Origin of the sequence: Terrabacter sp. Root181 (assembly GCF_001428505.1) — a bacterium.
In the GTDB taxonomy this organism is placed as follows: Bacteria; Actinomycetota; Actinomycetes; order Actinomycetales; family Dermatophilaceae; genus Terrabacter.
In genome coordinates this window covers 58,425-80,446 of the sequence record NZ_LMHU01000010.1, presented here as the reverse complement: position 1 = coordinate 80,446, position 22,022 = coordinate 58,425, and the positions used below count along the sequence as shown (strand labels likewise).

Sequence of the window (22,022 nt, the reverse complement as noted above, 5' to 3'; positions counted from 1 at the left end):
CGGATGAGGCGGTCTGTTGTGGTCGGCCTCGACGCGGGACGACGCGCGGTGATCGGCAGTGACGGAGCGGGAAGGTCGTGTGGTCCGCACGCAGAGGCGAACCCGACCGTGGAGTGCTCCACGTCAGGCCACCGCGTCGATCACGGACCTCGTCACGCCCTGCCGTGGCAGCCGTGCACCGTCCCTCGCCGAGGCAACTGCTCGATCTTACGGGACGGACGCCCGGGCGGCGAAATCCGCCGTCGGCGCCAGGTGGCCGGACCGGTCGTGGGCCCGACGACGGTCACAGCGATGTCACAGCGGAGGTCACAGCGAGGGCGTACGCCGGAGCACCCAGGAGTCCGTGAAGCCGCCTCCGGCTCCCCGCACGAACGAGTAGCGCAGCTCGTCGGAGGTGACGCGCAGGTCGGCGAAGCCGTAGGTGGGTTTGCTGCCGGTCCCGGACGCCGCGGCGAAGTAGCCACGCTCCGGGTCGGCCGTCGCGACCTGCCGCAGTGCCACGCCGCCGGTCCCGACCGTGGCGAAGACCGTGCCCGCCCCGGCGACCATGGAGGTGTCGGCGTCGGCCACGCACGCCGGCGAGTAGGACCCGACGGTGACCCTGGCGCAGCCCGCGCCCTCGCGCAGCTGCTTCGTGCGCTGGTAGAGGTGCTCGTGCCCGGAGAGCACGAGGTCGACCCGCTTGGACACGAGAAGGTGCTGCAGGTCGGGCCCGCTCGAACAGCCGTAGCGGCCCATCGAGAGGCACGGCTCGTGCATGGCCACGACGACCCACCGGATGCCGGCGCGTCGGGCACCGTCGATGGCGTCCGCGGTCCACGCGTAGCGCGCCGACCCCTCCGCATAGCTCCACGTGCCGTCGGGGAAGGTCAGGCCCGGCGAGACGAGCACCACGCGTACGAGAGGTGTCGAGCGCGGCAGGTCGACGTAGTACTGGTGGGCGTACTGCCCCACGGCCCCGCCGAGCCGGTTGGGCAGGCAGGCGGCGAAGCGGTCGATCGAGCCGTTGCTGCCGTCGCTCTCGTGGTTGCCGGCGAGCAGCTCGAACGGGAATCCCACGCCGAGGCGCGAGGTCACGAAGGAGCACCACGAGGCCTCGCCGCCCGGCGAGCCGTAGGAGAGGTCGCCGAGGGCGAAGTGGGCGTCGGAGCCGCTGGCCCCCAGGGCCCGCAGCACGCCACCGGTCGCCGCGGTGGCGCCGTAGTCACCGGCCGCGGTCAGGTGGACGCGGGCCGACGGGGTGGGTGCCCCGGCGGTGGCCGGTGGACGGATGAGCCCCGGCAGCGCCGACGTCGTGGCAGGTGCCGGGTCGGGGCCTGTCGTCAGCGCCGCAGCAGACGGCGGCTGCGTCGGGGATGGCGGCGTGGTGCAGGCGGCGGCTCCGGCCAGGGTGAGCATCCCCAGCACGCACACCACGGCCCGACGCCACTGCATGCCGGCAAGCCTAGGGCGCGCCGGCCGACTCGGCTCGTCGGGCGGCAGCGGGGTCGGCGGCCCGGTCACCCGAGCCCGTGGCCAGCTCGTCGGCCACGCCGGCCACGCCGGCCACGTCGGCCACGTCGGCCGCGCCGTCCCGGGGCGCGGGCCCACGGGACTCGTCGGCGCGGACGGCCGCGAGGCCGGCGACGATGAGGAGCCCCCCGACGAGCTGGACGGGCGTCGGCAGCTCGGCGAGGACGAGCCAGGCGAAGAGCACGGCGAAGAGCACCTCGGTCAGGGCCACGAAGGAGGCGACCTTGGGGCCGAGCATGCGCACCGCCGCGATCCCCGTGACGTAGGCGAAGGCGGCAGCGACGATGGCGATGACGAGCACCGGCACCCACCAGTCCACGACGACCCCGCCGAGCGGCACCCGTGCTGCGCCTCTGGACATGTCGAGCACGCCGACGAGGCCCGCGAGCCCGAGGGACACCGCGCCGACGACGAGGCCACCACCGGCGAGCGCGAGGGGCGGCACGTCGTCGTCGACGTGGTCGGCGAGCAGGAAGTAGAGCACGAGGCAGACGGCCGCGCCCAGGCCCCAGAGGACTCCGACGACGCTGATGCTGGCGCCGCCGATGACGTCGAGGACGAGGAGCAGCCCGGACACCGCGAGGGCCACGCCGACGAGCGTGAGTCGGCGCGGGGCCTGCCGGTGGCGCAGCCAGAGCCAGCCGACGATGAGGACCGGCGCGAGGTACTCGAGCAGCAGGGCCACGCCGACGGAGAGGTGCGTCACGGCGTTGAAGTAGGCCAGCTGGCAGCCGGCGACGCCGGTGAGGCCGTAGCCGACGACGACCCAGGCGTTGCGCCGAAGCGCCGGCCACCGGCCGCGGAGCGACCACAGGGCGGGCACCAGCAGCACGACGGCGGCCAGCGTGATGCGCATCGTCACGACGGCTCCGGGTGACCAGCCGCCGACGAGCAGCGACTTGCCGAAGGCTCCCGACGTGGCGAACGCCGCGGCCGACGCGAGGGCGACGCCGAGTCCGACGAGCGGGTGGCGCGGCCTGGACGGTGTCACCTCGGCCGCGACCGCACCGGCGACGGCACCGACCACTGCTGGCTCCCCGATCGCAACCCGCTCCGCCATGACTGTCCCTCGTCGTTCCCGCTGACTGGCCGGCACCGTGTCGCGCCCGCGTCATGTCAGCACCGAAAGTGATTACACTCGTGACAGTAGCGATCGCGCCCGTCAGGAGTCAACATGCTTTTCACCCATGACACCGACGTCGCCCTCGCCGGAGCGGCAGCCCTCGTCAACACGATGCCGGGCTCGGTGCCCGGAGACGGCGACCCCGACCGGCTGACGACCCTCGACGAGCTCGAGACCCTCTACCGGGCTCAGGGGTGGACGGGCCGGTTCGACCGCGACGCCGCGGAGCTCGCGGCCGTCCGCGCGCTACGCCCCCGGCTGCGCGGCTTCTGGGACGAGGACGAGGCAGGCGTCGTCGCCCTCGTCAACGAGCTGCTCGCCGAGGCCCGCGCCGTCCCCCAGCTCGTCGACCACGACGGCGTCGGCTGGCACGTCCACGCCACCCCCGCCGACGCCCCGCTCGCCCGGCGGATGGCGGTCGAGGCGGCGATCGCGGTCATCGACGTCGTGCGCGCCGGCGAGCTCGCCCGCCTGCGCGTCTGCGAGGCCGCCGACTGCGACGACGTCGTCGTCGACCTCTCCCGCAACCGCTCGCGACGCTTCTGCGAGGGCGGCTGCGCGGCCCGGGCGCACACCGCCGCCTACCGCGCCCGCCGCGCCGCCCACGCCTGAGGACCCCACCACGCACGGAGGGCGTATGCCGCCGGGACCCGCCCGGCGGCATACACCCTCGTCGTGTGGTGGCCGCTCAGGCCTTGCCGTCGAAGAGGCTCGTGACGGAGCCGTCCTCGAAGACCTCCCGGATCGCCATCGAGACGAGCGGGGCGATCGAGAGCACCGCGAGCTTGTCGAAGCGGCGGTCGTCGGGGATCGGGAGCGTGTTGGTGACGATGACCTCCTCGACCTTGCAGGCCTTGAGGCGGTCGACGGCCGGACCGGAGAGGATCGCGTGCGTCGCGGCGATGATGACACCCGCGGCGCCCTGGTCCATGAGCGCGTCGGCAGCCTTGGTGATGGTGCCCGCCGTGTCGATCATGTCGTCGACGAGGACGCAGACGCGACCCTTGATCTCACCGACGACGCGGTTGGCGACGACCTCGTTGGGCCGGTTGATGTCGCGGGTCTTGTGGATGAAGGCCAGCGGCGCGCCGCCGAGCCGCGAGCTCCAGTCCTCGGCGACCTTGATGCGGCCGGCGTCGGGAGAGACGACGGCGAGGTCGAGGTGGCCGTACTTCTTGCCGACGTAGTCGGCGAGGATCGGCATCGCCATGAGGTGGTCGACCGGCCCGTCGAAGAAGCCCTGGATCTGCGCGGTGTGCAGGTCGATCGCCATGAGCCGGTCGGCGCCGGCCGTCTTGAAGAGGTCGGCCATGAGCCGCGCGGAGATCGGCTCGCGGCCGCGGTGCTTCTTGTCCTGGCGGGCGTAGCCGTAGAACGGCAGGACCACGGTGATGCTGTTGGCCGACGCACGCTTGAGCGCGTCGATCATGATGAGCTGCTCCATGATCCACTCGTTGATCGGAGCGGTGTGGCTCTGGATGACGAACGCGTCGGAGCCACGGACGGACTCCTCGTAGCGCACGTAGATCTCGCCGTTGGCGAAGTCGTAGGCGCTGGTGGGGACGAGGTCGGTGCCGAGCGCCGCGGCGACCTCCTGCGCGAGCTGCGGGTGGGCCCGGCCGGAGAAGACCATGAGGTGCTTCTCGGTCGTCTTGTTGATGCCGCTCATCGCTGGGCGCCCTTCGTCTCGGTGGTCGGGTCGGCCATCGGCTCGCTCGTCGGCTCGCTGGTGGGCTCGGTGGTCGCCTGCGCCTGCGCGGCTCGGGCGGCCTCGTCGGTCCTCGTGCCGGCGCGGCGGCGGGCGACCCAGCCGTCGACGTTGCGCTGCTGCGCGCGCGTCACCGCCAGCTGCCCGGCGGCGACGTCGCTGACGACGGCCGAGCCGGCTGCGACGTAGGCACCGTCGGCGATCGTCCGTGGCGCGACGATGACCGAGTTGCTGCCGACGAAGCTGTGGGCGCCGACGTTCGTGTGGCCCTTCGTGACGCCGTCGTAGTTGGCGAAGATCGTGCCCGCACCGATGTTGGCGCCTTCGCCGATGGTCGCGTCGCCGCAGTAGCTCAGGTGGGGCACCTTGGCGCCGGCGCCGATGTCGGCGTTCTTCGTCTCGACGAAGCCGCCGATCTTGCCCTTGGCCCCGAGTCGGGTGCCCGGGCGGAGGTAGGAGAAGGGCCCGACGCTGGCGCCGGGCCCGATCTCGGCGAGCTCGGCCTGGGTGCGCACGACGCTCGCACCGTCGCCGACCTCGACGTCGGTCAGGGTCGTGTCGGGACCGATGACGCAGTCGCGACCGATCGAGCTGGCCCCGAGGATCTGGGTGCCGGGACGCACGACCGTGTCAGGGCCGATCGTCACGTCCGCGTCGAGCCAGGTCGTCGCCGGGTCGATGACGATCGCCCCGTCGCGCATGGCCTGCTCGACGGTGCGGCGGTTGAGCTCGGCGCCGAGGCGGGCCAGCTGCACCTTGTCGTTGACGCCCTCGGTCTGCCAGAGGTCGGCGACGAGGTGCGCGCGGACCCCGAGGCCGCGGCGCCGGGCGATCGCGATGACGTCGGTGAGGTACTTCTCGCCCTGGGCGTTGTCGGTGCCCACCTCGTCGAGCGCCTCGCGCAGGACCGCCGCGTCGAACGCGTACAACCCGCTGTTGACCTCGCGGATCGCGCGCTGCTGCTCGTCGGCGTCCTTCTGCTCGACGATCGCGACGACCGAGCCCTCGGCGTCACGGATGACGCGGCCGTAGCCCGTGGGGTCCTCGAGCGTCGCCGTGATGACGGTGACGGCGCTGCCGGCCGCGTGGTGTGCTGCGACGAGACCCTCGAGCGTCTCGCTCGTCAGCAACGGCACGTCGCCGTACGTGACGACGACCGTGCCGGTCAGGTCGCCGGGGAGGGCGTCGAGGGCGCACTCGACGGCGCGGCCGGTGCCCTTGACGTCGTCCTGGTCGGCGACGACGGCCTCCGGGTCGACCTGCGCCACGTGCTCGGCGACGCGGTCGCGCTCGTGGCGCACGACGACGGCGAGGTGGTGCGGACTCGTGCCCCGGGCCGCCCGGATCGCGTGGGCCACGAGAGTGCGGCCCCCGATCGTGTGGAGGACCTTGGGGGTCGTGGACTTCATGCGTGTGCCCTCACCGGCGGCGAGGACGATCACGGCGGTCGGCCGTAGATCGCTCACAGGGCGCAGCTCCTTTTTGGATCGGGGTGCACTCGGGTGCGTACGACCCCGGCCCACGAGGGCGCCGGGGTGCGCCTCGGCCATGCTACTCGTGGGGAGCGAGGGTGCCGCCCCGGCCACGAGCGCGCCGTGACCCCACTCACACCGGGCGCTGTCGCGCGACGGCGTATGCCGTGTGGCCGACGACGCAGGCCACGCGCCGATCACCGTCCGTCGCCGATCTTGCAAGCCGTGCGACCATGGGAGGACGGGCCCGCCATTCCCCCTAAGTCGGCGGACCCCGGGCTGGCTCTGGCACCTACTCCCTGCCGAGCGGCCAAGGCGTCGCTCGACCGCGAACCCCCCCGCACGTCGGGCGACGCCGCTCGTCCGAGCACCCGTCACCGTCTCCTGCTCCCCGGGCAGGAGTCGAACCTGCGTCGCTTGTCCTGATTCAAAGTCAGGCGGGCCCTGCCGGCAGACCAACCGGGGATCGTCGTGGACGTGGACAGGGTAGTGCAGACCCGACGTCGCTCCGTCGCGGACTCACGCACCTGCCGGGTGGGCGTCGCCGGTCGGCGACTCCGGCGGCCGGCCCGCGATGGCAGGACCATCGGCGGCCTGCGCCGGGGCGGCAGCACCGGATGGCGCATCGGCCGGAGGGCCGGCTGGAGGGTCGGCTGGAGGGTCGGCCGCGGGGCCGGCCGATCGCAGGTGCCCGTTCTCGGCCGCAGAGCTGGACTCCGCGTTCGTCGGGGCGCGGCCGGCCGCCGGGTCGGACGGTGCCGGGTCCACGGACGTCGAGTCGGACGGCGTCTGGTCGGACGGTACCGGGTCCACGGACGTGGAGTCGGACGGCGTCTGGTCGGACGGTACCGGGTCCACGGACGTAGAGTCGGACAGCGACGGGTCCACGGACGTGGAGTCGGACGGCGCCGGGTCGGACGGTGCCGAGTCCACAGACGTCGCGTCGGACAGCGCAGGGTCGGACGGTGCCGAGTCCACAGACGTCGCGTCGGACGGTGCCGGGTCGGACGGTGCCGAGTCCACAGACGTCGCGTCGGACAGCGCAGGGTCGGACGGTGCCGAGTCCACGGACGTCGCGTCGGACGGTGCCGGGTCGGACGGTGCCGAGTCCACGGACGTCGCGTCGGACGGTGCCGGGTCGGACGGCGCCGGGTCCACAGACGTGGCGTCGGACGGTGCCGGGTCGGACGGCGCGGGGAGGAGGTCGAGATGGAGCAGGTCGACCGGGGTGGTGGCCGCCTCGGGCGCGACCTCCGAGCCTGCGCTGAGCACCTGCGTGACGCCGTCGACCGGCGAGACGACCGACGTCGTCGTGGTGCCCAGGTCGTGCGCCGCGGCCGGTGCCACCGAGAGTCCGAGCCCCACGACGAGGCCCGCCATCGCCGTGGCGAGTGGTGGGCCGATCGCGGTCCCAGCCAGGATCGACCCGCCCGTCCACGCAGCGACGGGAGTGACGATGGCTGCGCTCGACACGAGAGCGGTGGTTGCGGCCACGCCCGCCGGGGCCGTGAGGGCGGCGCCGCCCCCACCTCCCACGCAGGCGGCCGTGGTGGTGGCGGACACTGAGGTCGCGCCCGCGGTGAGGCCCGCTCCTGCTGTCGCGGTGCCGGATGCCGTCGCGCCGGCACCGCTCACGGTGAGGGTGCCGCCCAGACCGGTGCTGCCGGCCGCCGCGCCGCCGAGGGCGGAGCCGGCGCTCGTGCCCGCGGCACCCGCACCGGCCGTCCCACCCGCAGCGCCGGCACCTGCCGTCACACCCGTCGTGGCGCCGGTCGTCGCACCCGTCGTGGCGCCGGTCGTCGCACCGGTCGTGCTCGACCCGACGAGAGCCGCCGAAGCGCCCCCGGGGAGACTGCCGAACATCGCGGCTCCGACCGCGAGGACGATCGGCCCGGTGAGTGCACCGAACCCGTCGTAGACGCGTTGCAGCTCCACCGCGAGTCCGGCCTCGCGAGGACAGCGGGCCAGGTGGGCCTCGACGCGCGCGCCCTGCCTCTCGGTCAGTCGGCCTCGCACGTGGCCGCTGAGATGGTCGAGGGTCCAGCGGCAGTCGCGCGCGTCACAGACCGGCACACGGCGCCGCACCCAGGAGTCGAGATAGCGGTCCCGGAGCTCGTCACGGGCTCGTCTCGCGCGCGCACTCGCGACGTTGGCCGAGACCCCGAGCTCGGGGGCGACCACCCGAGGCGGGTGGCCCTCGACCATCGTCTGCCAGAGCAGCAGTCGGTCGGCCTCGCTCAGCCGGAGAAAGGCCTCGCGGACCAGGTCCGTGTCGACGCCCTGTGCGCCGAGGGCCGACAGTCCGTCGTCGGGTCCGGGCAGCAGGTCGAGGTCCGTCGTCGACGTCGTCACGACGGACATCTCGCGACGGACCGCGTCGACGCCGACGGTGCGTACCGTCGAGACGAAGTACGCCCGGAAGTTCGACGATGGCCCGCGCCCCTCGCTCAGGAGGCGGAACAGACGAGCGGAGGCCTCGGCCACGAGGTCCTCGGCCGACACGCGACCGCGGAACGACGTCGCGGCGGCGTGCGCGGCGGCCAGATGCCTGCGCCAGAGGGCAGCGAAAGCCTCCTCGTCACCCGACCGCGCCCGCGCGAGCAGCACGACATCGGACTCCTCGACCCCAGCCGTCGCGGGTGCGCCGGTCATGGGGTCGGACCGTGGTCCCATCGTGTGTGCTGACAATTGCGGCACCTTCCACCAGACGTGCCTCACCAGTGTGCGCCACCGGGGCCGTCTGTTTGTGGCATTTGCCAAAGCGCCGTCGGGCATGGCGGTGAGGTCGATCCGCGTCCGCCTCCCATTGCGTCGAGATCGACCTCACCGGCGACGTCGCCCGGACCGTGTCCCCACACGGACGCCGGGCGCGAGCCGCCTCCTCCCTACCAATGACATAGACGTGTTCACGAGCCGTTTCATGACGGGATTCGGCAAGAAAGTCAGGTGCGGCCTCGTCCGTCGCGGCCGACGACACCGGGACAGGCACAATGGCGGCGTGACCGCCGACCGCCCAGACCGCGCCGACCGCTCCCGCCCGCGCGCCAGGATGACGGGTCCGGAGCGGCGCGAGCAGCTCATCGCCGTCGGCCGCAAGCTCTTCGCCGACAAGGGGTTCGAGGCGACGACCGTCGAGGAGGTGGCCTCGCGGGCCAACGTCTCCAAGCCGGTCGTCTACGAGCACTTCGGCGGCAAGGAAGGTTTGTACGCCGTCGTCGTCGACCGCGAGATCCAGGCCCTCATGGGCGGCATCAGCGCCGCCCTCGAGGAGCCGGAGGGAGCCAGGGTCCTGCTCGAGCGGGCCACGCTCGCCCTGCTCGACTACATCGAGAGCGACCCGTCGGGCTTCCGGATCCTCGTTCGCGACTCGCCGCCCGGGCAGTCGACGGGTTCGTTCGCGAGCGTCCTCGGGGACGTGGCGGTCCAGGTCGAGCACCTGCTCGCCGCCGAGTTCAAGCAGCGCGGGCTCGACCCGAAGTCGGCGCCGATCCACGCGCAGATGCTGGTCGGGATGGTGGCTCTCACCGGTCAGTGGTGGCTCGACCGGCGCAAGTTCAAGAAGGACCAGGTCGCCGCGCACCTCGTCAACCTCGCCTGGAACGGCCTCTCGGGCCTCGACCGCAGCCCACGGCTGGTCACGGTCCCCCACCGCTGACCCCTCCCCCTCGAGTGAGCGCCCCGCCCCACCCGGGTGAGCGCTCACTCGACGAGGTGCCGCCTGGCCGGTCAGCCGGGGCGGAGGGTCTCGGTCCAGGTCCCGCCGTCGGCGTCGGTGACGCTCACGACGACGGGCCGGACCCCGCCCGACTGCTGCAGCAGCGCCTGCCCCTGGGCGCCCGTGCACCTCACCGCCGAGGCCGCAGGCTGGGTGCACGACCAGCTGGAGTTGCGCACCGTGAGGGTCCCCGTGCCCGACAGGTTGCTGACGCGCACCGTCATCGGGCCCTCGACCTGGGACCGCACCCGCACGGAGATCCTGGCGGGGTCGCGTCCGGACACGAGGCGCACCGTGACGGCGGGGGCCACGCCTCCCGGCTGGGGTGCCGGGGTCGTCGTCGGTGTCGGTGGGGTCGTGCTCGGGGTCGGCGGCTTCGTCGTGAACGAGGAGGTCGCGGGCTGGCCCGGCGGCGTGCTCGTCGGCTCCGACTCGGACGTGGGGTCGGTCCCGCTGCTGCCGGCCGGGGTCTCACCCTGCGGCACGGGGGTGCCGCCGAGAGTCGCGGACGGCGCACCCGGGTCGGCGACCGGTCCCGCGGACGGGGCGCCGGAGCGATCAGGGACGGACGGGACGGCGGAGGCACTCAGGGTCCGGGCCGCCACGTCGGTCGGCGAGACCGGGAGGGACGTGACGACGGGACGCGACGACGCACCCGGAAGGGCCCCGCGCGCGGCGCCGGGGGCCGCGCTGGAGGTGAGCTGCGTCGCGGTGGACGGGGTCGTCGCGGTGGAGGCTGCCAGCGAGGCGCCTGGGAGCGCCAGGGCTCCCACGACTCCTGCGGAGACGGCGAGCCCGGCCACGAGACCGGTGACGCGGCTGGCCACCTGGGCGACGGCGTCGACCCCCGACCCCGATGATGACGACGTGGAGGACGGCGCCGGGTGTCCCGCTGCCGGCGACCCCGTGACTCCCCCGGCCGTGACTCCCCCGACGCCGGCCGTGGCCTCGGCGATCCCGGCGGAGCCGGCCGCCGCAACGCCACCCGAGAGACCGGCGACGGCAGCGACGCTGACGAAGCCCGGTGTCCCGAGACCCGCCAGGAGCACGAGCGGGACGACGAGGGCGGGGAAGCCGTCGTGGATGACGCGGAGGTCCGCGGCGATGGCAGCCGCGTGCGGGCACGTGGCGACGTGCGCCTCTGCCCGCTCGGTCTGTCGCTTGGGCAGACGGCCACGGACGAGTGCGCCGAGGTGGCTCACCGTCCACCGGCACTCGTCGTCGTCGGCCCCGGCGAGCCCGCGCTCGGCCCGCGCGTCGAGGTAGAGCGCCCGGAGCGACTCCCGCGCACGCATGGCGCGGACGCTGACGGCGTTGGCCGTCATGCCGAGAGCGGGCGCGATCGCCCGCGGGGCCGCACCCTCGACGGTCGTGTGCCAGAGCACCCGCTGGTCGCGCTCGGAGAGCCCGGCGAAGGCCTCGCGCACGAGAGCGAGACCCTCGTCGTCGGTCGCCAGGCCCTCGAAGGGGTCGTCGGCCGGGTCGGCGAGGTCCTCGAGGTCGTCGGCCTCGGTGGGCACGACCCGCAGGTCGCGGCGACCCTGGTCGATGGCGACGGACCGCACTGCGGAGAGGAAGTAGGCGCGGAAGTGCTCGTCGGGGCCCTTGCCCGCGCGGATCAGCGCGAGGACGCGCGCGGCGGCCTCTGCGACGATGTCCTCCGGGGCCGAGCGGCCGCGGTGACGCCCGGCGACGGCATACGCAGCGGGCAGGTGGCGACGCCACAGCTCACCGAACGCCTCCGCGGAGCCTTCGCGTGTCCGGGCGAGGAGGTACACGTCAGGGGCCGAGGCCCATGCCTCGCTCGACCACAAGGTCGCGTCTGCAGACAACCCTTCGCCCTTCTACTGCCCCGGTGCGGGCCAGTCTGCCAAGCAGCGGGGCGTGCGTCGAGTCGGGACGCGGGCATCACGTGAATCCGGACGAACCGGGCCGCGTCGGGCGGTGCGTCGGGCACGCGGTGGGCAGGTTTCGTCCTTCCGAATGATCCCCTCCACGAAACCACGCGGAAGGACGAAACCTGACGGCACCACCGAGACAACCCGTAGGGGTCACTCCCTCCCCTGACCAAGCGGGAGACCCCTGCGGTGCCGTCATCTGTATGACGTGCCGGGACCCATTTCATGACATGGTTTTCCGAAATGGGCGGAAATGCCGGAAATTGACGGAGATTTTCTTACGGAGCGGGACGCCGGAGGCGACCGAGACCCTCGCCTTACCGGCACGAGACCCGCGGCATACCTGCCCAACGAGCCACTCCCGCCCGTCGGCGGCCGCTGGCGGGGCCGGCCCGGTCAGCGCGCGGTGCGGGCGACCGCGAACGTGCGGGTGAAGGGGAAGAGCACGCCGAACGAGCGCCGGGGGTATGCCGTCTCGAGCTCACGCTCGTAGTCCGCGACGAACGCGTCCCGCTCGTCGCCGTCGAGGACGCCGAGCACGGGCCGCAGGCCGGTGCCTCGCACCCACTCGAGCACCGGGTGTGGACCACCGGCCTCGGCGGTGAGCACGTGCTGGTAGGTCGTCTGCCACACGTCGACGTCGGCGGTGCGGTCGAGGAGGAGGGCGGCATACGTCGCAGGTCGGGCCACGGCCTGGGCTCGGTCGAGGCCCGGCCGCAGGTCGTCGGCCCGCGAGTGGCGAGCGGCGACCTCGCGCATGAGCCGGTGCGAGGGTGCGTCGAAGTTCGCGGGCACCTGCATCGCGAACGTGCCTCCGGGTGAGAGGCTCGCGAGCCAGGCAGGGATGAGGCGCAGGTGGCTGGGGACCCACTGGAGCGTGGCGTTCGTGACGAGGACGTCGACCGCGCCCCCGGACTCGGTGGGGTCCCAGTCCTCGGCCGTGGACTCGACCCACTCGACGCGGCCGTCGGTGTCGAGCGCGCGGGCGCGCTCGAGCATCTCGGGTGAGCTGTCGACCCCGACGATCGTGGCCTCGGGCCAGCGCTGGGCGAGCCCGAGCGTCAGCTCACCGGGGCCGCAGCCGAGGTCGACGACGAGCCGGGGGGCCTCGGTGTCGACGCGGGCCAGCAGGTCGGCGAAGGGACGGCCGCGGTGACCGGCGAAGACGGCGTACTGCCGCGGGTCCCAGGCCGCGTCGGCCGTGCGAGCGGCCGTGCCGGGCGCGACCGGCCCGTCGGGCACGGCCGGGTCGTCGGGTGCGACCCCTGCGGTCGTGGGCGGCGTGGTGGGTTCGGTCATGTCATCGTTCCGTTTCTTTCGATGTCAAGAGTCTTGACGGCGATTACAGTTGGGGTATGAGCGCCGACCGCAGGCCCGCCGACGACGTCGACGAGATCGTCGCTGCCTGGCGTCGGGAGCGCCCCGACCTCGACGTGTCGCCGCTCGAGGTCCTCTCGCGGGTCTCGCGCCTCGCTCGCCGTCTCGACCTCGCCCGCGGGTCGGCCTTCTCCGAGCACCTGCTCGACGGCTGGGCGTTCGACGTGCTGTCGGCTCTGCGCCGCGCGGGTGAGCCCTACGAGCTGTCCCCGGGCCAGCTCGTGCAGCAGACGCTCGTCACGTCGGGCACGATGACCAACCGCGTCGACCGCCTCGAGCGCAGCGGCTTCGTCGAGCGCCGCCCCGACCCGGGCGACCGACGCGGGGTGCTCGTGCGCCTGACCCCGGCGGGCCGCGACGTCGTCGACTCGGCGATGGCCGACCTCATCGAGCAGGAGAAGTCGTTGCTCTCGGAGCTGTCGGCGAGCGACCGCACGCAGCTCGCCGGACTGCTGCGGCGCATGCTGGCCCCGCTCGAGACGCGCGAGACGCGACGCGGCGACGGCCACGGCTGACGGCCTCACGCGCTCACCGCTCGGCCTGCTGGAACTCCAGCCGGTTGCCCACGGGGTCGGCGGTGTGGAAGCGGCGCAGCCCGGGGATGTTGTCGTCCCAGGTGACGGGTGCACCCGCCGCCCCGACGACCGCCGCGAGCGCCTCGACGTCGCCGACGGCGATCCCGGGGTGGGCCTTGCGCGCCGGGACGAAGCCGTCCTCGATGCCGACGTGCACCTCTGCCGACCCCGCCCGGAACCACGCACCGCCACGGGCGCGGAGCCGTTCGGGCTTGGCCACCTCGGTCATCCCGAGGACGCCGACGTAGAAGGCCCGCATGGCGTCCTCACACCCCGCGGGACCGGACACCTGGACGTGGTGCAGGAGCATCTCCATGCCCCAAAAGTATCTTGATATCAAGATACTTTCAAGGGTCTCGATGACGACGTTCCCAGGTCAGCCGACGACCTCGGCGGCCTCGAGCCACTCGAGCTCGAGGTCCTCGCGCTCGGCCACGACCGCCTGCAGCTTCGCGTTGAGGTCGGCGAGCGCCGCGGGATCCGTGGCCTTCTCGGCCATGTCACCGTGCAGGCGCTCCTCGCGGTCCTGGAGGCGCGAGAGCTGCTTCTCGATGCGCGCCATCACCTTGCGCGCCTCGCGCACCTCGGCCGGGCTGGCGCTCGTCGCCGGATCCGGGCGTATGCCGTCCGGCCGGCTCGTCGCCGCAGCCGAGCCGCCGCCGGGGGCCGGGGCCGCAGCAGCCCGCGCCACCCGGGCCGCGATGTCCGCCGTGCGCAGCCGGAGGTACTCCTCGACACCGCCGGGCAGCTCGCGCACCTTGCCGTCACCGAGCAGCGCCAGCTGCTTGTCGGCCACCCGCTCGAGCAGGTAGCGGTCGTGGGAGACGACGACGAGGGTGCCGGCCCAGCCGTCGAGGACGTCCTCGAGGGAGGTGAGCGTCTCGATGTCGAGGTCGTTGGTCGGCTCGTCGAGAATGAGGACGTTCGGCTCGGTGAGCAGCAGCCGGGTCAGCTGGAGCCGGCGACGCTCGCCACCGCTGAGGTCACCGACGCGTGCCTGCTGGCGCCCGCCGGGGAAGCCGAGGCGCGTCGCGAGCTGGCTGGCGCTGATCTCCTTGTCGCCGAGGGTCGTCCACTGCTTGACGTCCTCGATGGCCTCGATGACGCGCCACTGCTCGAAGCGCTCGAGCTCGCGCACCTCCTGGGTCAGGTGGGCGATGGCGACGGTCTTGCCGATCTTGCGGCGACCGGCGTCCAGCGGGATCTCGCCCGTCAGGGCGCGCAACAGGGTCGACTTGCCGGCGCCGTTGACCCCGACGATGCCGATGCGCTGACCGGGTGCCAGTCGCCACGTCACGTGGTCGAGCAGCCGGCGCTCGTGCGGTGGCTCGCCGACGGACACGGTGGCGTCTTCGAGGTCGAGCACGTCCTTGCCGAGGCGGCGGCTCGCGAACGACGCGAGCTCGACGCTGTTGCGCGGGGCGGGCTCGTCGGCGATGAGGGCGTTCGCGGCGTCGATGCGGAACTTCGGCTTGCTCGTGCGAGCCGGTGCGCCGCGGCGCAGCCAGGCCAGCTCCTTGCGCATGAGGTTGGAGCGCCGGTCGGCGACGACCCCGGCGAGACGGTCCCGCTCGGCCTTCGCGAGGACGTAGGCGGCATACCCTCCCTCGAAGGCGCTGACCTTGCCGCCCTCGACCTCCCACGTGTACGTCGCGTAGGCGTCGAGGAACCAGCGGTCGTGCGTGATCGCGACGGTCGCGTTGCCGGGGCGCGGTCGCTTCGTCGCGAGGTGGTCGGCGAGCCAGGCGACCCCCTCGACGTCGAGGTGGTTGGTCGGCTCGTCGAGCAGGAGCAGCTCGGGGTCCGAGACGAGCAGCCGGGCGAGCGCGAGCCGCCGGCGCTCTCCACCGGACTTGGGGCCGACGCGGCTGTCGAGACCGCCGACGTTCTCGGCCTCGATGCCGCCGAGCAGCCCGGTCAGGACGTCGCGGATGCGGGGGTCGCCCGCCCACACGTGCTCGGGCAGGTCGCCGAGCACGGCCTCGCGGATCGTCCACTCGGGGTCGAGCGCGTCCTCCTGGGCGAGCATGCCGATGCGGATGCCGTCGGCGCCGCCCTGCTTGGTCGTGCGTCCGGAGTCGGCCTCCTGCAGGCCGGCCATGACACGCAGCAGCGTCGACTTGCCGCCGCCGTTGACGCCGACGACGCCGATGCGGTCGCCCGTGAGGACGCCGAGGCTCACGTCGTCGAGGACGTGGGACGTGCCGAAGACGAGGGAGACCCGTTCGAGGGAGATGAGGTTGGCCATCGCTGACTGACCCTATGTGCTCCAGCCCCTTGCGCCGAACGCGGCGTTCGGTGGCGAACTCGGTGCTCGAGCAGCGCGTTCGCGATCGAACGCCGCGTTCGGCGGGGAGGAGGCGGGGTGCCTGCGGCGTGGGACGGAGTGCTCACTCGAGGTGGCGCGGGGTGGCGACGACGTGCGCGCCGTGGACCGGGCCCTTGGCGCGACGCAGGTCGCGGCACAGGTCGGAGGCGGCGAGCGACACCGACAGGTCGAGGCTGGCCTCGTGGCTCTCGGTGAGGAAGGCGACCGTGGGCCCGGAGCCCGACACGATCCCGCCGAGCGCGCCGAACTCGACGCCCGCGTCGCGCAGCTCGCGCAGCTGCGGTCGCAGCGAGAAGGCGGCCGGCTCGAGGTCGTTGTGCAGGGCGGCGCCGAGCGCCCCGGGGTCGCCGGAGCGCAGCGCCGCCATCAGCGCGGCGCTGACCTGGGGCTCGGGCACGTCGACGCCGTCACGTTCGCGCAGACGGTCGCACTCGGCATACACCTCCGGGGTCGACAGACCCGTGTCGCTGATGGCGAAGACCCAGTGGAAGGTGCCGCGCGCCAGGACGGGGGCGAGCTGCTCGCCGCGGCCCGAACCCATGGCGTTGCCGCCGGAGAGGATGAACGGGACGTCGCTGCCGAGGGTCGCAGCCAGCTCGGCCAGCTCGTCGCGGTCGAGACCGAGGCCCCACAGCTGGTCGCAGGCGACGAGGGCCGCGGCGGCGTCGGCCGAGCCGCCGGCCATCCCACCCGCGACCGGGATGTCCTTGTCGATGCGGATCGAGAGGCACTCGTCGACGTCCCAGCGGTCGGCGACGAGGCGGGCGGCGCGGACGGCGAGGTTGTCGCCGTCCGTGGGGATGCGGTCGGCGTACGAGCCGGCCGCGACGACCTGCCACTCGTCCCAGCGCGCGACCGAGACCTCGTCGTGCAGCGAGACCGCCTGGTAGACGGTCGCGAGCGCGTGGTAGCCGTCAGGCCGCCGAGGACCGACGCGCAGCTCGAGGTTGACCTTGGCCGGGACGCGCACGGTCACGGCGCCGGGCAGGGTCGGAGCGACAGTCATGCGCCCACCCTATGGTCCGACCGGCCGGCGTCAGGACGTATGGCCCCGACGGCGTCCGCGCGGCTCCGGCGGACCCACATCGGCCGGACGGGCCTCGGCGATCCGGGCGAAGGTCGTGATGTCGAGCTGCTCGCCGCGCGTGCGGGGGTCGACCCCTGCGGTGACGAGGGCCTGCTCCGCGGCGTCCGGCGAGCCCGCCCACGACGCGAGGGCGCCACGCAGGGACTTGCGTCGCTGGAGGAACGCCGCGTCGATGCAGCGGAAGACGTCCTCACGGCTCGCCGTCGTCTTCGGCGGCTTGCGACGGCGCAGCGCGACGAGGCCGGAGTCGACGTTGGGGGCCGGCCAGAAGACGTTGCGCCCGACGCGCCCGGCCAGCTCGACGTCGGCGTACCACGCCGCCTTGAGGCTCGGGACGCCGTAGATCTTGCTGCCCGGCTTGGCCGCGAGCCGTTCGGCGACCTCGAGCTGCACCATGACGAGGACGCGCTCGATCGTCGGGAAGTACTGGAGGAAGGAGAGCACGACCGGCACCGAGATGTTGTAGGGCAGGTTGGCGACGAGGGCCGTGGGGTCGGGACCGGGGAGCCTGGTGACCGTCAGCGCGTCGGCGGCGACGAGGCGCAGCTTGTCGGCGTTCTCCGGCTGGAGCGAGCGGACCGTCTCCTCCAGGGCGCCCGCGAGCCGCGGGTCCACCTCGACGGCCGTGACGTGCTTGACGACGGGCAGGAGCGCGAGGGTGAGCGAGCCGAGCCCGGGGCCGACCTCGACGACGACGTCGTGCGGACCGACGCCCGCGACCCGGACGATCTTGCGCACCGTGTTGGCGTCGACGACGAAGTTCTGGCCCCACTGCTTCGTCGGTCGCACCTCGAGGCGCTCGGCGAGCTCGCGCACCTGCGCCGCGCCGAGGAGCGCGGCATCGGCGACGTCCGGCGCGTCCTTCTTGCTCATGCGCTCACCCTATGGCGCCCCGGCGGATGGCGTATGCCGCGTGGCCCGGTGTCGCGCGTCCGCCCCCGGGCGCCCGGTCCCCGGGCACTCGCGTGCCCCGGCTTGCTCGTGTGACCGCGGGGCCACCCGACGGGACGAGGCCCCCGACCGTGATGGTCGGGGGCCTCGTCGAAACGTGCTGGTGCTGTGCGGCTGGGTCAGCCACAGCCCCACTGCGACGTGCCGTTGTCGGCGTAGACGCGGTTGGCCACGGTGATCTGCTGCTCACGCGAGGCGAGGTCGGCGCGCGACGCGAAGTCGCCGCCACCGTAGGCGAGCCACGTGGAGGTGAGGAACTGCAGGCCTCCGTAGTAGCCGTTGCCGGTGTTGATGTGCCAGTTACCGGTGGACTCGCACTGGGCGATGCTGTCCCACATGGCGGCGTGGGCCAGGTTGATGCCCCCGCCGGAGCTGGAGCCGCCGGTGCTGCCGGTGCTGCCGGTGCTCGTCGTGCTGGGAGCGGCGGCCGGGCGGGCCTTGGTGCCGACCAGCAGGATGCGGTCGACCGGGGCCTTGGTGACCTTCGACGAGAGCTTCTTGGTGGAGACGACCTTGCCGTCGACGACCGTGGTGCGGACCGTCACGGTGCGCACACCGGCGACGCCGGCACGCGAGACCTTGGTCTGGTCGGTGTAGAGGTCGCTCGTCTTCTTCTTCGTCGTGCCGAAGGCGATGGCCTCGTTGACCTTCTTGTCCTTGGTCTGCACGCGCTGGACCGCGACCTTGGCACCTGACGTGAGGCGGGTCGTGACCGGCGGGTTGACCTTGTCGGCCTTGCCGAGGCGGACACCGAGCTGGGTCAGCGCCTCGCCGACGGTGGCCGCGGCGATGGTCTTCGTCGTCGTCTTGCCGTCGACGGTGACCGTCACGGCCTTGGGGGTGACGACGCTGACGGCGAGCCCCTGGCGACCGATGGTCTGCGAACGGGACACGGACAGGCGGGCACCCTCGCCGCGGAGGCCGAGCGCGAGGAGCGCCCCGTCGACCGTGGTCTCGGTGGTGCGCACCTGACGGGTCTTGCCGTCGACCGTGAGGGTCAGCAGGCGGGCGTACTTCACGGTGATGGTGTCGCCGTCGCTGACGGGGGCGTCTGCGGCGGGGACGACGACGTCGCCCGGCTTCACGGCGATCCCCTGGTCGTCGAGGACGTCACCGACGGTGCTGCCGAAGACGTGGGCCGAGCTCGTCGTGCCGTCCACCGAGAGGTTGACGGCCTTGTCGAGCTGGGTCGCGCCGACGGCGCCACCGGTGAGGACGACGGCCGCGCCAGCGGCGGCCAGGATCTTGGCGTTGCGAGAAATCAAAACACTCCGAACGTCGAACGACCCGGGTGCAACGCGCTCTCGATCCGTCCTCCTCACGTCGTCGGGAAGAGGTCGATGCGGGGTGGCAACCGGCCAACAGTCCACCAATGTGGCCGACACTCCATGGAAAGGTCAAATTTCGGTAACGGAGGCCGGTGTCGGTGGACGGGGCGTTCTGTGGTGCGCTAGGAGCTTTGCCCGGTTCGCTCCGCACCCCAGGGACCGTAGACCCGCTCGCTGTTGTCGGACACCGCGCGGCACAGTGCCGGGACGTCGATGTTGAGCACCGCGGCCATCGCCCGGACGGTCACCGGCACGAGGAACGAGGCGTTGGTCGCACCCCGGTGCGGCGCGGGCGCGAGGTAGGGGGCGTCGGTCTCGACGAGGATGCGGTCGAGCGGGACGGCGGTCAGCGCGTCGCGCAGGCCGCGCGCGTTCTTGAAGGTGAGGGTGCCGGCGAAGCTGAGGTGGTAGCCGCGGTCGACGCACTCGCGAGCCATGGCCAGGTCGCCCGAGAAGCAGTGCAGGACCGTGTGCTCGGGCGCGCCCTCCTCCTCGAGGATCCGCAGCACGTCGTCGTGGGCGTCGCGGTCATGGATCTGCAGCGCCTTGCCGAGACGCTTGGCGAGGTCGATGTGCCAGCGGAAGCCGTCCTGCTGGACGGGGATCCCCTCGGGACCGGTGCGGAAGTAGTCGAGCCCGGTCTCGCCGATGACGCGGATGCGCTCGTGGGCCGCGCAGCGCTCGACCTCGGCATAGGCCTCCTCGAGACGCCCAGCCGCGGCGAGCCGAGGAATCTCGTTGGGGTGCAAGGCGATTCCACCGACCAGCTCGTCGTGCGCGTCGATGGCGTCCATGGTGAAGCGGATCCCGTCCAGGTCGCAGCCGACCTGGACGAGCCGGGTCACGCCGACGGCGCGGGCCGCCTTGATCGCGTCGGCGACGTCGAACGGCTCGTCCCCCTCACGCGTGATGTCGAGGTGGACGTGGTTGTCGACGACGTCGATGGGCAGCGGGTCCGGCGGGGTGTCCGGCAGGCCACGCTGCCCCGACGCCTGCGGGCTCATGCGGTCGGTGCCTCGTCGGCGCGCGCACCGGCCACGGCGGCCGCAGCACCGCCCTTCGGCTTGCCCATCTTCGGTGCCGCGAGGGGGTCGGTGTGGTGGCGGGTGCCGCCCGGCCCCGAGTCGCCCAGCCGCGCCCGCTCGTCCTCGATGACCTGCTCGGGGTCGAGCTTGACGAAGACGCCCGTGGGCTTGGCCATCGGCGTCCCGACGACGACGGGCCGCGACTCCCAGCGCGGCGTCGAGGTGTACTCGCCCGTGATGATCGGGTAGCTCCGGGCGTCGTCGTCGAGGTCCGGGACGACCTCCAGACGAGGCATCGGCATCAGCTCGCCGTCACCCCCGAGGACCGCGTGGACGCGGTTCGCCGCATGGGGCAGGAACGGTGAGATGAGCGTATTGATATCTGAGACGGCCTGCGCCAGCGTGTGCAGCACCGTCGACAGCCGCTCGCGCTGGTCGTCGCCCTTGAGCTTGAACGGCTCGGTCCTCGAGACGTACGCGTTGGCCTCGCCGACGACGCGCATGACCTCGGCCAGGGCGGCCTTCTGCCGGTGCCGCTCGAGCGAGGCACCGACGGTCGCGAACGCACCCCGCACGGTGGCCAGCAGCTCCTCGTCGACGGGCTCGACGGCATACGCCCTCGGGATCTCGCCGAAGTTCTTGGCGATCATCGCGGCCGTGCGGTTGACGAGGTTGCCCCAGCCGGCCACGAGCTCGCTGTTGTTGCGCTGCACGAACTCGGCCCACGAGAAGTCGGCGTCCTGGTTCTCCGGGCCGGCCGCGCAGATGAAGTAGCGGATCGGGTCCGGGCCGTAGCGGGCGATGATGTCCTGGACGTAGATGACGTGCTTGCGGCTCGTCGAGAACTGCTTGCCCTCGAGGGTCAGGAACTCGGAGGCCACGACCTCGGTGGGCAGGTTGAGGTCGCCGTACTCGCCGGGCTCGCCGCCCTTGTCGCCGCGCCCGGCGTAGCCGAGGAGCTCCGCCGGCCAGATCTGGCTGTGGAAGGTGATGTTGTCCTTGCCCTGGAAGTAGTACGACACGGCCGACGGGTCGTTCCACCACTCGCGCCAGCGCTCCGGGGCACCGATCCGGCGGGCCCACTCGATGGACGCCGAGAGGTAGCCGATGACGGCGTCGAACCAGACGTAGAGACGCTTGCTCGGGTTGTCCTCCCAGCCCTCGAGCGGGATCGGGATCCCCCAGTCGATGTCGCGGGTCATCGCGCGCGGGCGGACGTCCTTGAGGAGGTTCTTGGAGAACTTGATGACGTTGGGGCGCCACGTGCCCGACGCCTCGCGTCCGTCGAGCCACTCGCCCAGGGCGCCGGCGAGGGCGGGCAGGTCGAGGAAGAAGTGCTGCGTCTCGATGAACTCGGGCGTCTCGCCGTTGATCTTGCTGCGCGGGTCGATCAGCTCGTCGGCGTCGAGCTGGTTGCCGCAGTTGTCGCACTGGTCGCCCCGCGCCTCGGCGTAGCCGCAGATCGGGCAGGTGCCCTCGATGTAGCGGTCGGGCAAGGTGCGGCCGGTCGACGGGCTGATGGCGCCGTGCGTCGTCTGCTCGATCATGTAGCCGTTGGCGTGGACCTGGCGGAACATCTCCTGCACGACGGCGTAGTGGTTGCGCGTCGTCGTGCGGGTGAAGAGGTCGTAGGACAGGCCGAGGTCGGCGAGGTCCTGGGCGATGACCGCGTTGTACTTGTCGACGAGCTCCTGCGGCGTCAGGCCCTCCTCCTCGGCGAGGACGAGGATCGGCGTGCCGTGCTCGTCGGTGCCGGACACCATGAGGACGTCGTGCCCGGCCATCCGCATGTACCTGCTGAAGACGTCGGAGGGCACACCGAAACCGGCCACGTGGCCGATGTGGCGCGGGCCGTTGGTGTACGGCCAGGCGACGGCAGACAGGACATGGCTCATGGCGAGCAATCCTAGGCGGGCACGCGG

17 protein-coding genes and 1 tRNA gene are annotated in these 22,022 nt (G+C 72.7%); 3 read left to right on the top strand and 15 right to left on the bottom strand.

Going from position 1 to position 22,022, the window contains the following annotated elements:
* Nucleotides 1-306 precede the first annotated feature (306 nt).
* The gene (locus tag ASD90_RS20385; protein WP_235506830.1) at nucleotides 307-1,434 is read right to left on the bottom strand and encodes a metallophosphoesterase; all 1,128 of its coding nucleotides are present in this window, start codon (nucleotides 1,432-1,434) and stop codon (nucleotides 307-309) included.
* A 10-nt stretch (nucleotides 1,435-1,444) separates the two neighbouring features.
* A complete protein-coding gene (locus ASD90_RS20380) occupies nucleotides 1,445-2,572 on the bottom strand; it encodes a DMT family transporter (protein ID WP_235506829.1) in 1,128 nt (375 codons plus the stop codon).
* Between the two features lie 114 nt (nucleotides 2,573-2,686).
* On the opposite strand from ASD90_RS20380, the gene ASD90_RS20375 reads away from it, so the two are divergent.
* Nucleotides 2,687-3,247: an ABATE domain-containing protein gene (locus tag ASD90_RS20375; protein ID WP_056760501.1), complete on the top strand. Its 561-nt coding sequence runs from the start codon at nucleotides 2,687-2,689 to the stop codon at nucleotides 3,245-3,247.
* A gap of 76 nt (nucleotides 3,248-3,323) precedes the next feature.
* Here the strand turns inward: ASD90_RS20375 and ASD90_RS20370 are convergent, their stop codons facing one another.
* The 4 genes from ASD90_RS20370 to ASD90_RS20355 all read right to left on the bottom strand — a co-directional run bounded on the left by ASD90_RS20370 (nucleotide 3,324) and on the right by ASD90_RS20355 (nucleotide 8,467).
* On the bottom strand, nucleotides 3,324-4,304 hold the full coding sequence (locus ASD90_RS20370) for a ribose-phosphate diphosphokinase (protein WP_056760498.1): 981 nt from the start codon (nucleotides 4,302-4,304) through the stop codon (nucleotides 3,324-3,326).
* Nucleotides 4,301-5,809 carry a bifunctional UDP-N-acetylglucosamine diphosphorylase/glucosamine-1-phosphate N-acetyltransferase GlmU gene (gene glmU / locus ASD90_RS20365; protein ID WP_056760493.1) on the bottom strand — a complete coding sequence of 503 codons (1,509 nt, stop codon included), beginning with the start codon at nucleotides 5,807-5,809 and terminating at the stop codon, nucleotides 4,301-4,303. The genes ASD90_RS20370 and glmU overlap by 4 nt, the downstream gene beginning before the upstream one ends.
* Before the next feature lie 393 nt (nucleotides 5,810-6,202).
* Nucleotides 6,203-6,281 (bottom strand) — tRNA-Gln (locus tag ASD90_RS20360).
* 53 nt (nucleotides 6,282-6,334) lie between these two features.
* Nucleotides 6,335-8,467, bottom strand: a complete 2,133-nt coding sequence (locus tag ASD90_RS20355; protein WP_056760488.1) for a sigma-70 family RNA polymerase sigma factor — start codon at nucleotides 8,465-8,467, stop codon at nucleotides 6,335-6,337.
* Nucleotides 8,468-8,864: 397 nt separating this feature from the next.
* Here ASD90_RS20355 and ASD90_RS20350 point away from each other — a divergent pair, with 397 nt between their 5' ends.
* On the top strand, nucleotides 8,865-9,470 hold the full coding sequence (locus tag ASD90_RS20350; protein ID WP_056761130.1) for a TetR/AcrR family transcriptional regulator: 606 nt from the start codon (nucleotides 8,865-8,867) through the stop codon (nucleotides 9,468-9,470).
* Between the two features lie 71 nt (nucleotides 9,471-9,541).
* On the opposite strand, the gene ASD90_RS20345 is transcribed toward ASD90_RS20350, so the two are convergent.
* The gene (locus ASD90_RS20345; RefSeq protein WP_056760486.1) at nucleotides 9,542-11,308 is read right to left on the bottom strand and encodes a sigma-70 family RNA polymerase sigma factor; all 1,767 of its coding nucleotides are present in this window, start codon (nucleotides 11,306-11,308) and stop codon (nucleotides 9,542-9,544) included.
* Between the two features lie 516 nt (nucleotides 11,309-11,824).
* Complete coding sequence (locus ASD90_RS20340; RefSeq protein WP_082588914.1) at nucleotides 11,825-12,727, bottom strand: methyltransferase domain-containing protein; 903 nt, start codon at nucleotides 12,725-12,727, stop codon at nucleotides 11,825-11,827.
* A 56-nt stretch (nucleotides 12,728-12,783) separates the two neighbouring features.
* Here ASD90_RS20340 and ASD90_RS20335 point away from each other — a divergent pair, with 56 nt between their 5' ends.
* Complete coding sequence (locus ASD90_RS20335; RefSeq protein WP_056760482.1) at nucleotides 12,784-13,320, top strand: MarR family winged helix-turn-helix transcriptional regulator; 537 nt, start codon at nucleotides 12,784-12,786, stop codon at nucleotides 13,318-13,320.
* A gap of 13 nt (nucleotides 13,321-13,333) precedes the next feature.
* Here the strand turns inward: ASD90_RS20335 and ASD90_RS20330 are convergent, their stop codons facing one another.
* The 7 genes from ASD90_RS20330 to metG form a co-directional block, all read right to left on the bottom strand.
* The gene (locus tag ASD90_RS20330) at nucleotides 13,334-13,696 is read right to left on the bottom strand and encodes a VOC family protein (RefSeq protein ID WP_056760477.1); all 363 of its coding nucleotides are present in this window, start codon (nucleotides 13,694-13,696) and stop codon (nucleotides 13,334-13,336) included.
* A gap of 60 nt (nucleotides 13,697-13,756) precedes the next feature.
* Entirely contained in the window at nucleotides 13,757-15,628 is a 1,872-nt protein-coding gene (locus tag ASD90_RS20325; RefSeq protein WP_056760473.1) for an ABC-F family ATP-binding cassette domain-containing protein, read from the bottom strand.
* 142 nt (nucleotides 15,629-15,770) lie between these two features.
* The gene (locus ASD90_RS20320; RefSeq protein WP_056760469.1) at nucleotides 15,771-16,715 is read right to left on the bottom strand and encodes a 4-(cytidine 5'-diphospho)-2-C-methyl-D-erythritol kinase; all 945 of its coding nucleotides are present in this window, start codon (nucleotides 16,713-16,715) and stop codon (nucleotides 15,771-15,773) included.
* 30 nt (nucleotides 16,716-16,745) lie between these two features.
* A complete protein-coding gene (gene rsmA, locus ASD90_RS20315) occupies nucleotides 16,746-17,669 on the bottom strand; it encodes a 16S rRNA (adenine(1518)-N(6)/adenine(1519)-N(6))-dimethyltransferase RsmA (RefSeq protein ID WP_056760466.1) in 924 nt (307 codons plus the stop codon).
* Nucleotides 17,670-17,866: 197 nt separating this feature from the next.
* Nucleotides 17,867-19,012: a resuscitation-promoting factor gene (locus tag ASD90_RS24640; protein ID WP_056760463.1), complete on the bottom strand. Its 1,146-nt coding sequence runs from the start codon at nucleotides 19,010-19,012 to the stop codon at nucleotides 17,867-17,869.
* Nucleotides 19,013-19,197: 185 nt separating this feature from the next.
* Nucleotides 19,198-20,079, bottom strand: coding sequence for a TatD family hydrolase (locus tag ASD90_RS20305; protein WP_056760461.1), 882 nt, complete (start codon nucleotides 20,077-20,079; stop codon nucleotides 19,198-19,200).
* Nucleotides 20,076-21,995, bottom strand: coding sequence for a methionine--tRNA ligase (metG, locus tag ASD90_RS20300; protein ID WP_056760458.1), 1,920 nt, complete (start codon nucleotides 21,993-21,995; stop codon nucleotides 20,076-20,078). Before metG ends, ASD90_RS20305 begins: the two co-directional genes overlap by 4 nt.
* Between the last annotated feature and the right edge of the window lie 27 nt (nucleotides 21,996-22,022).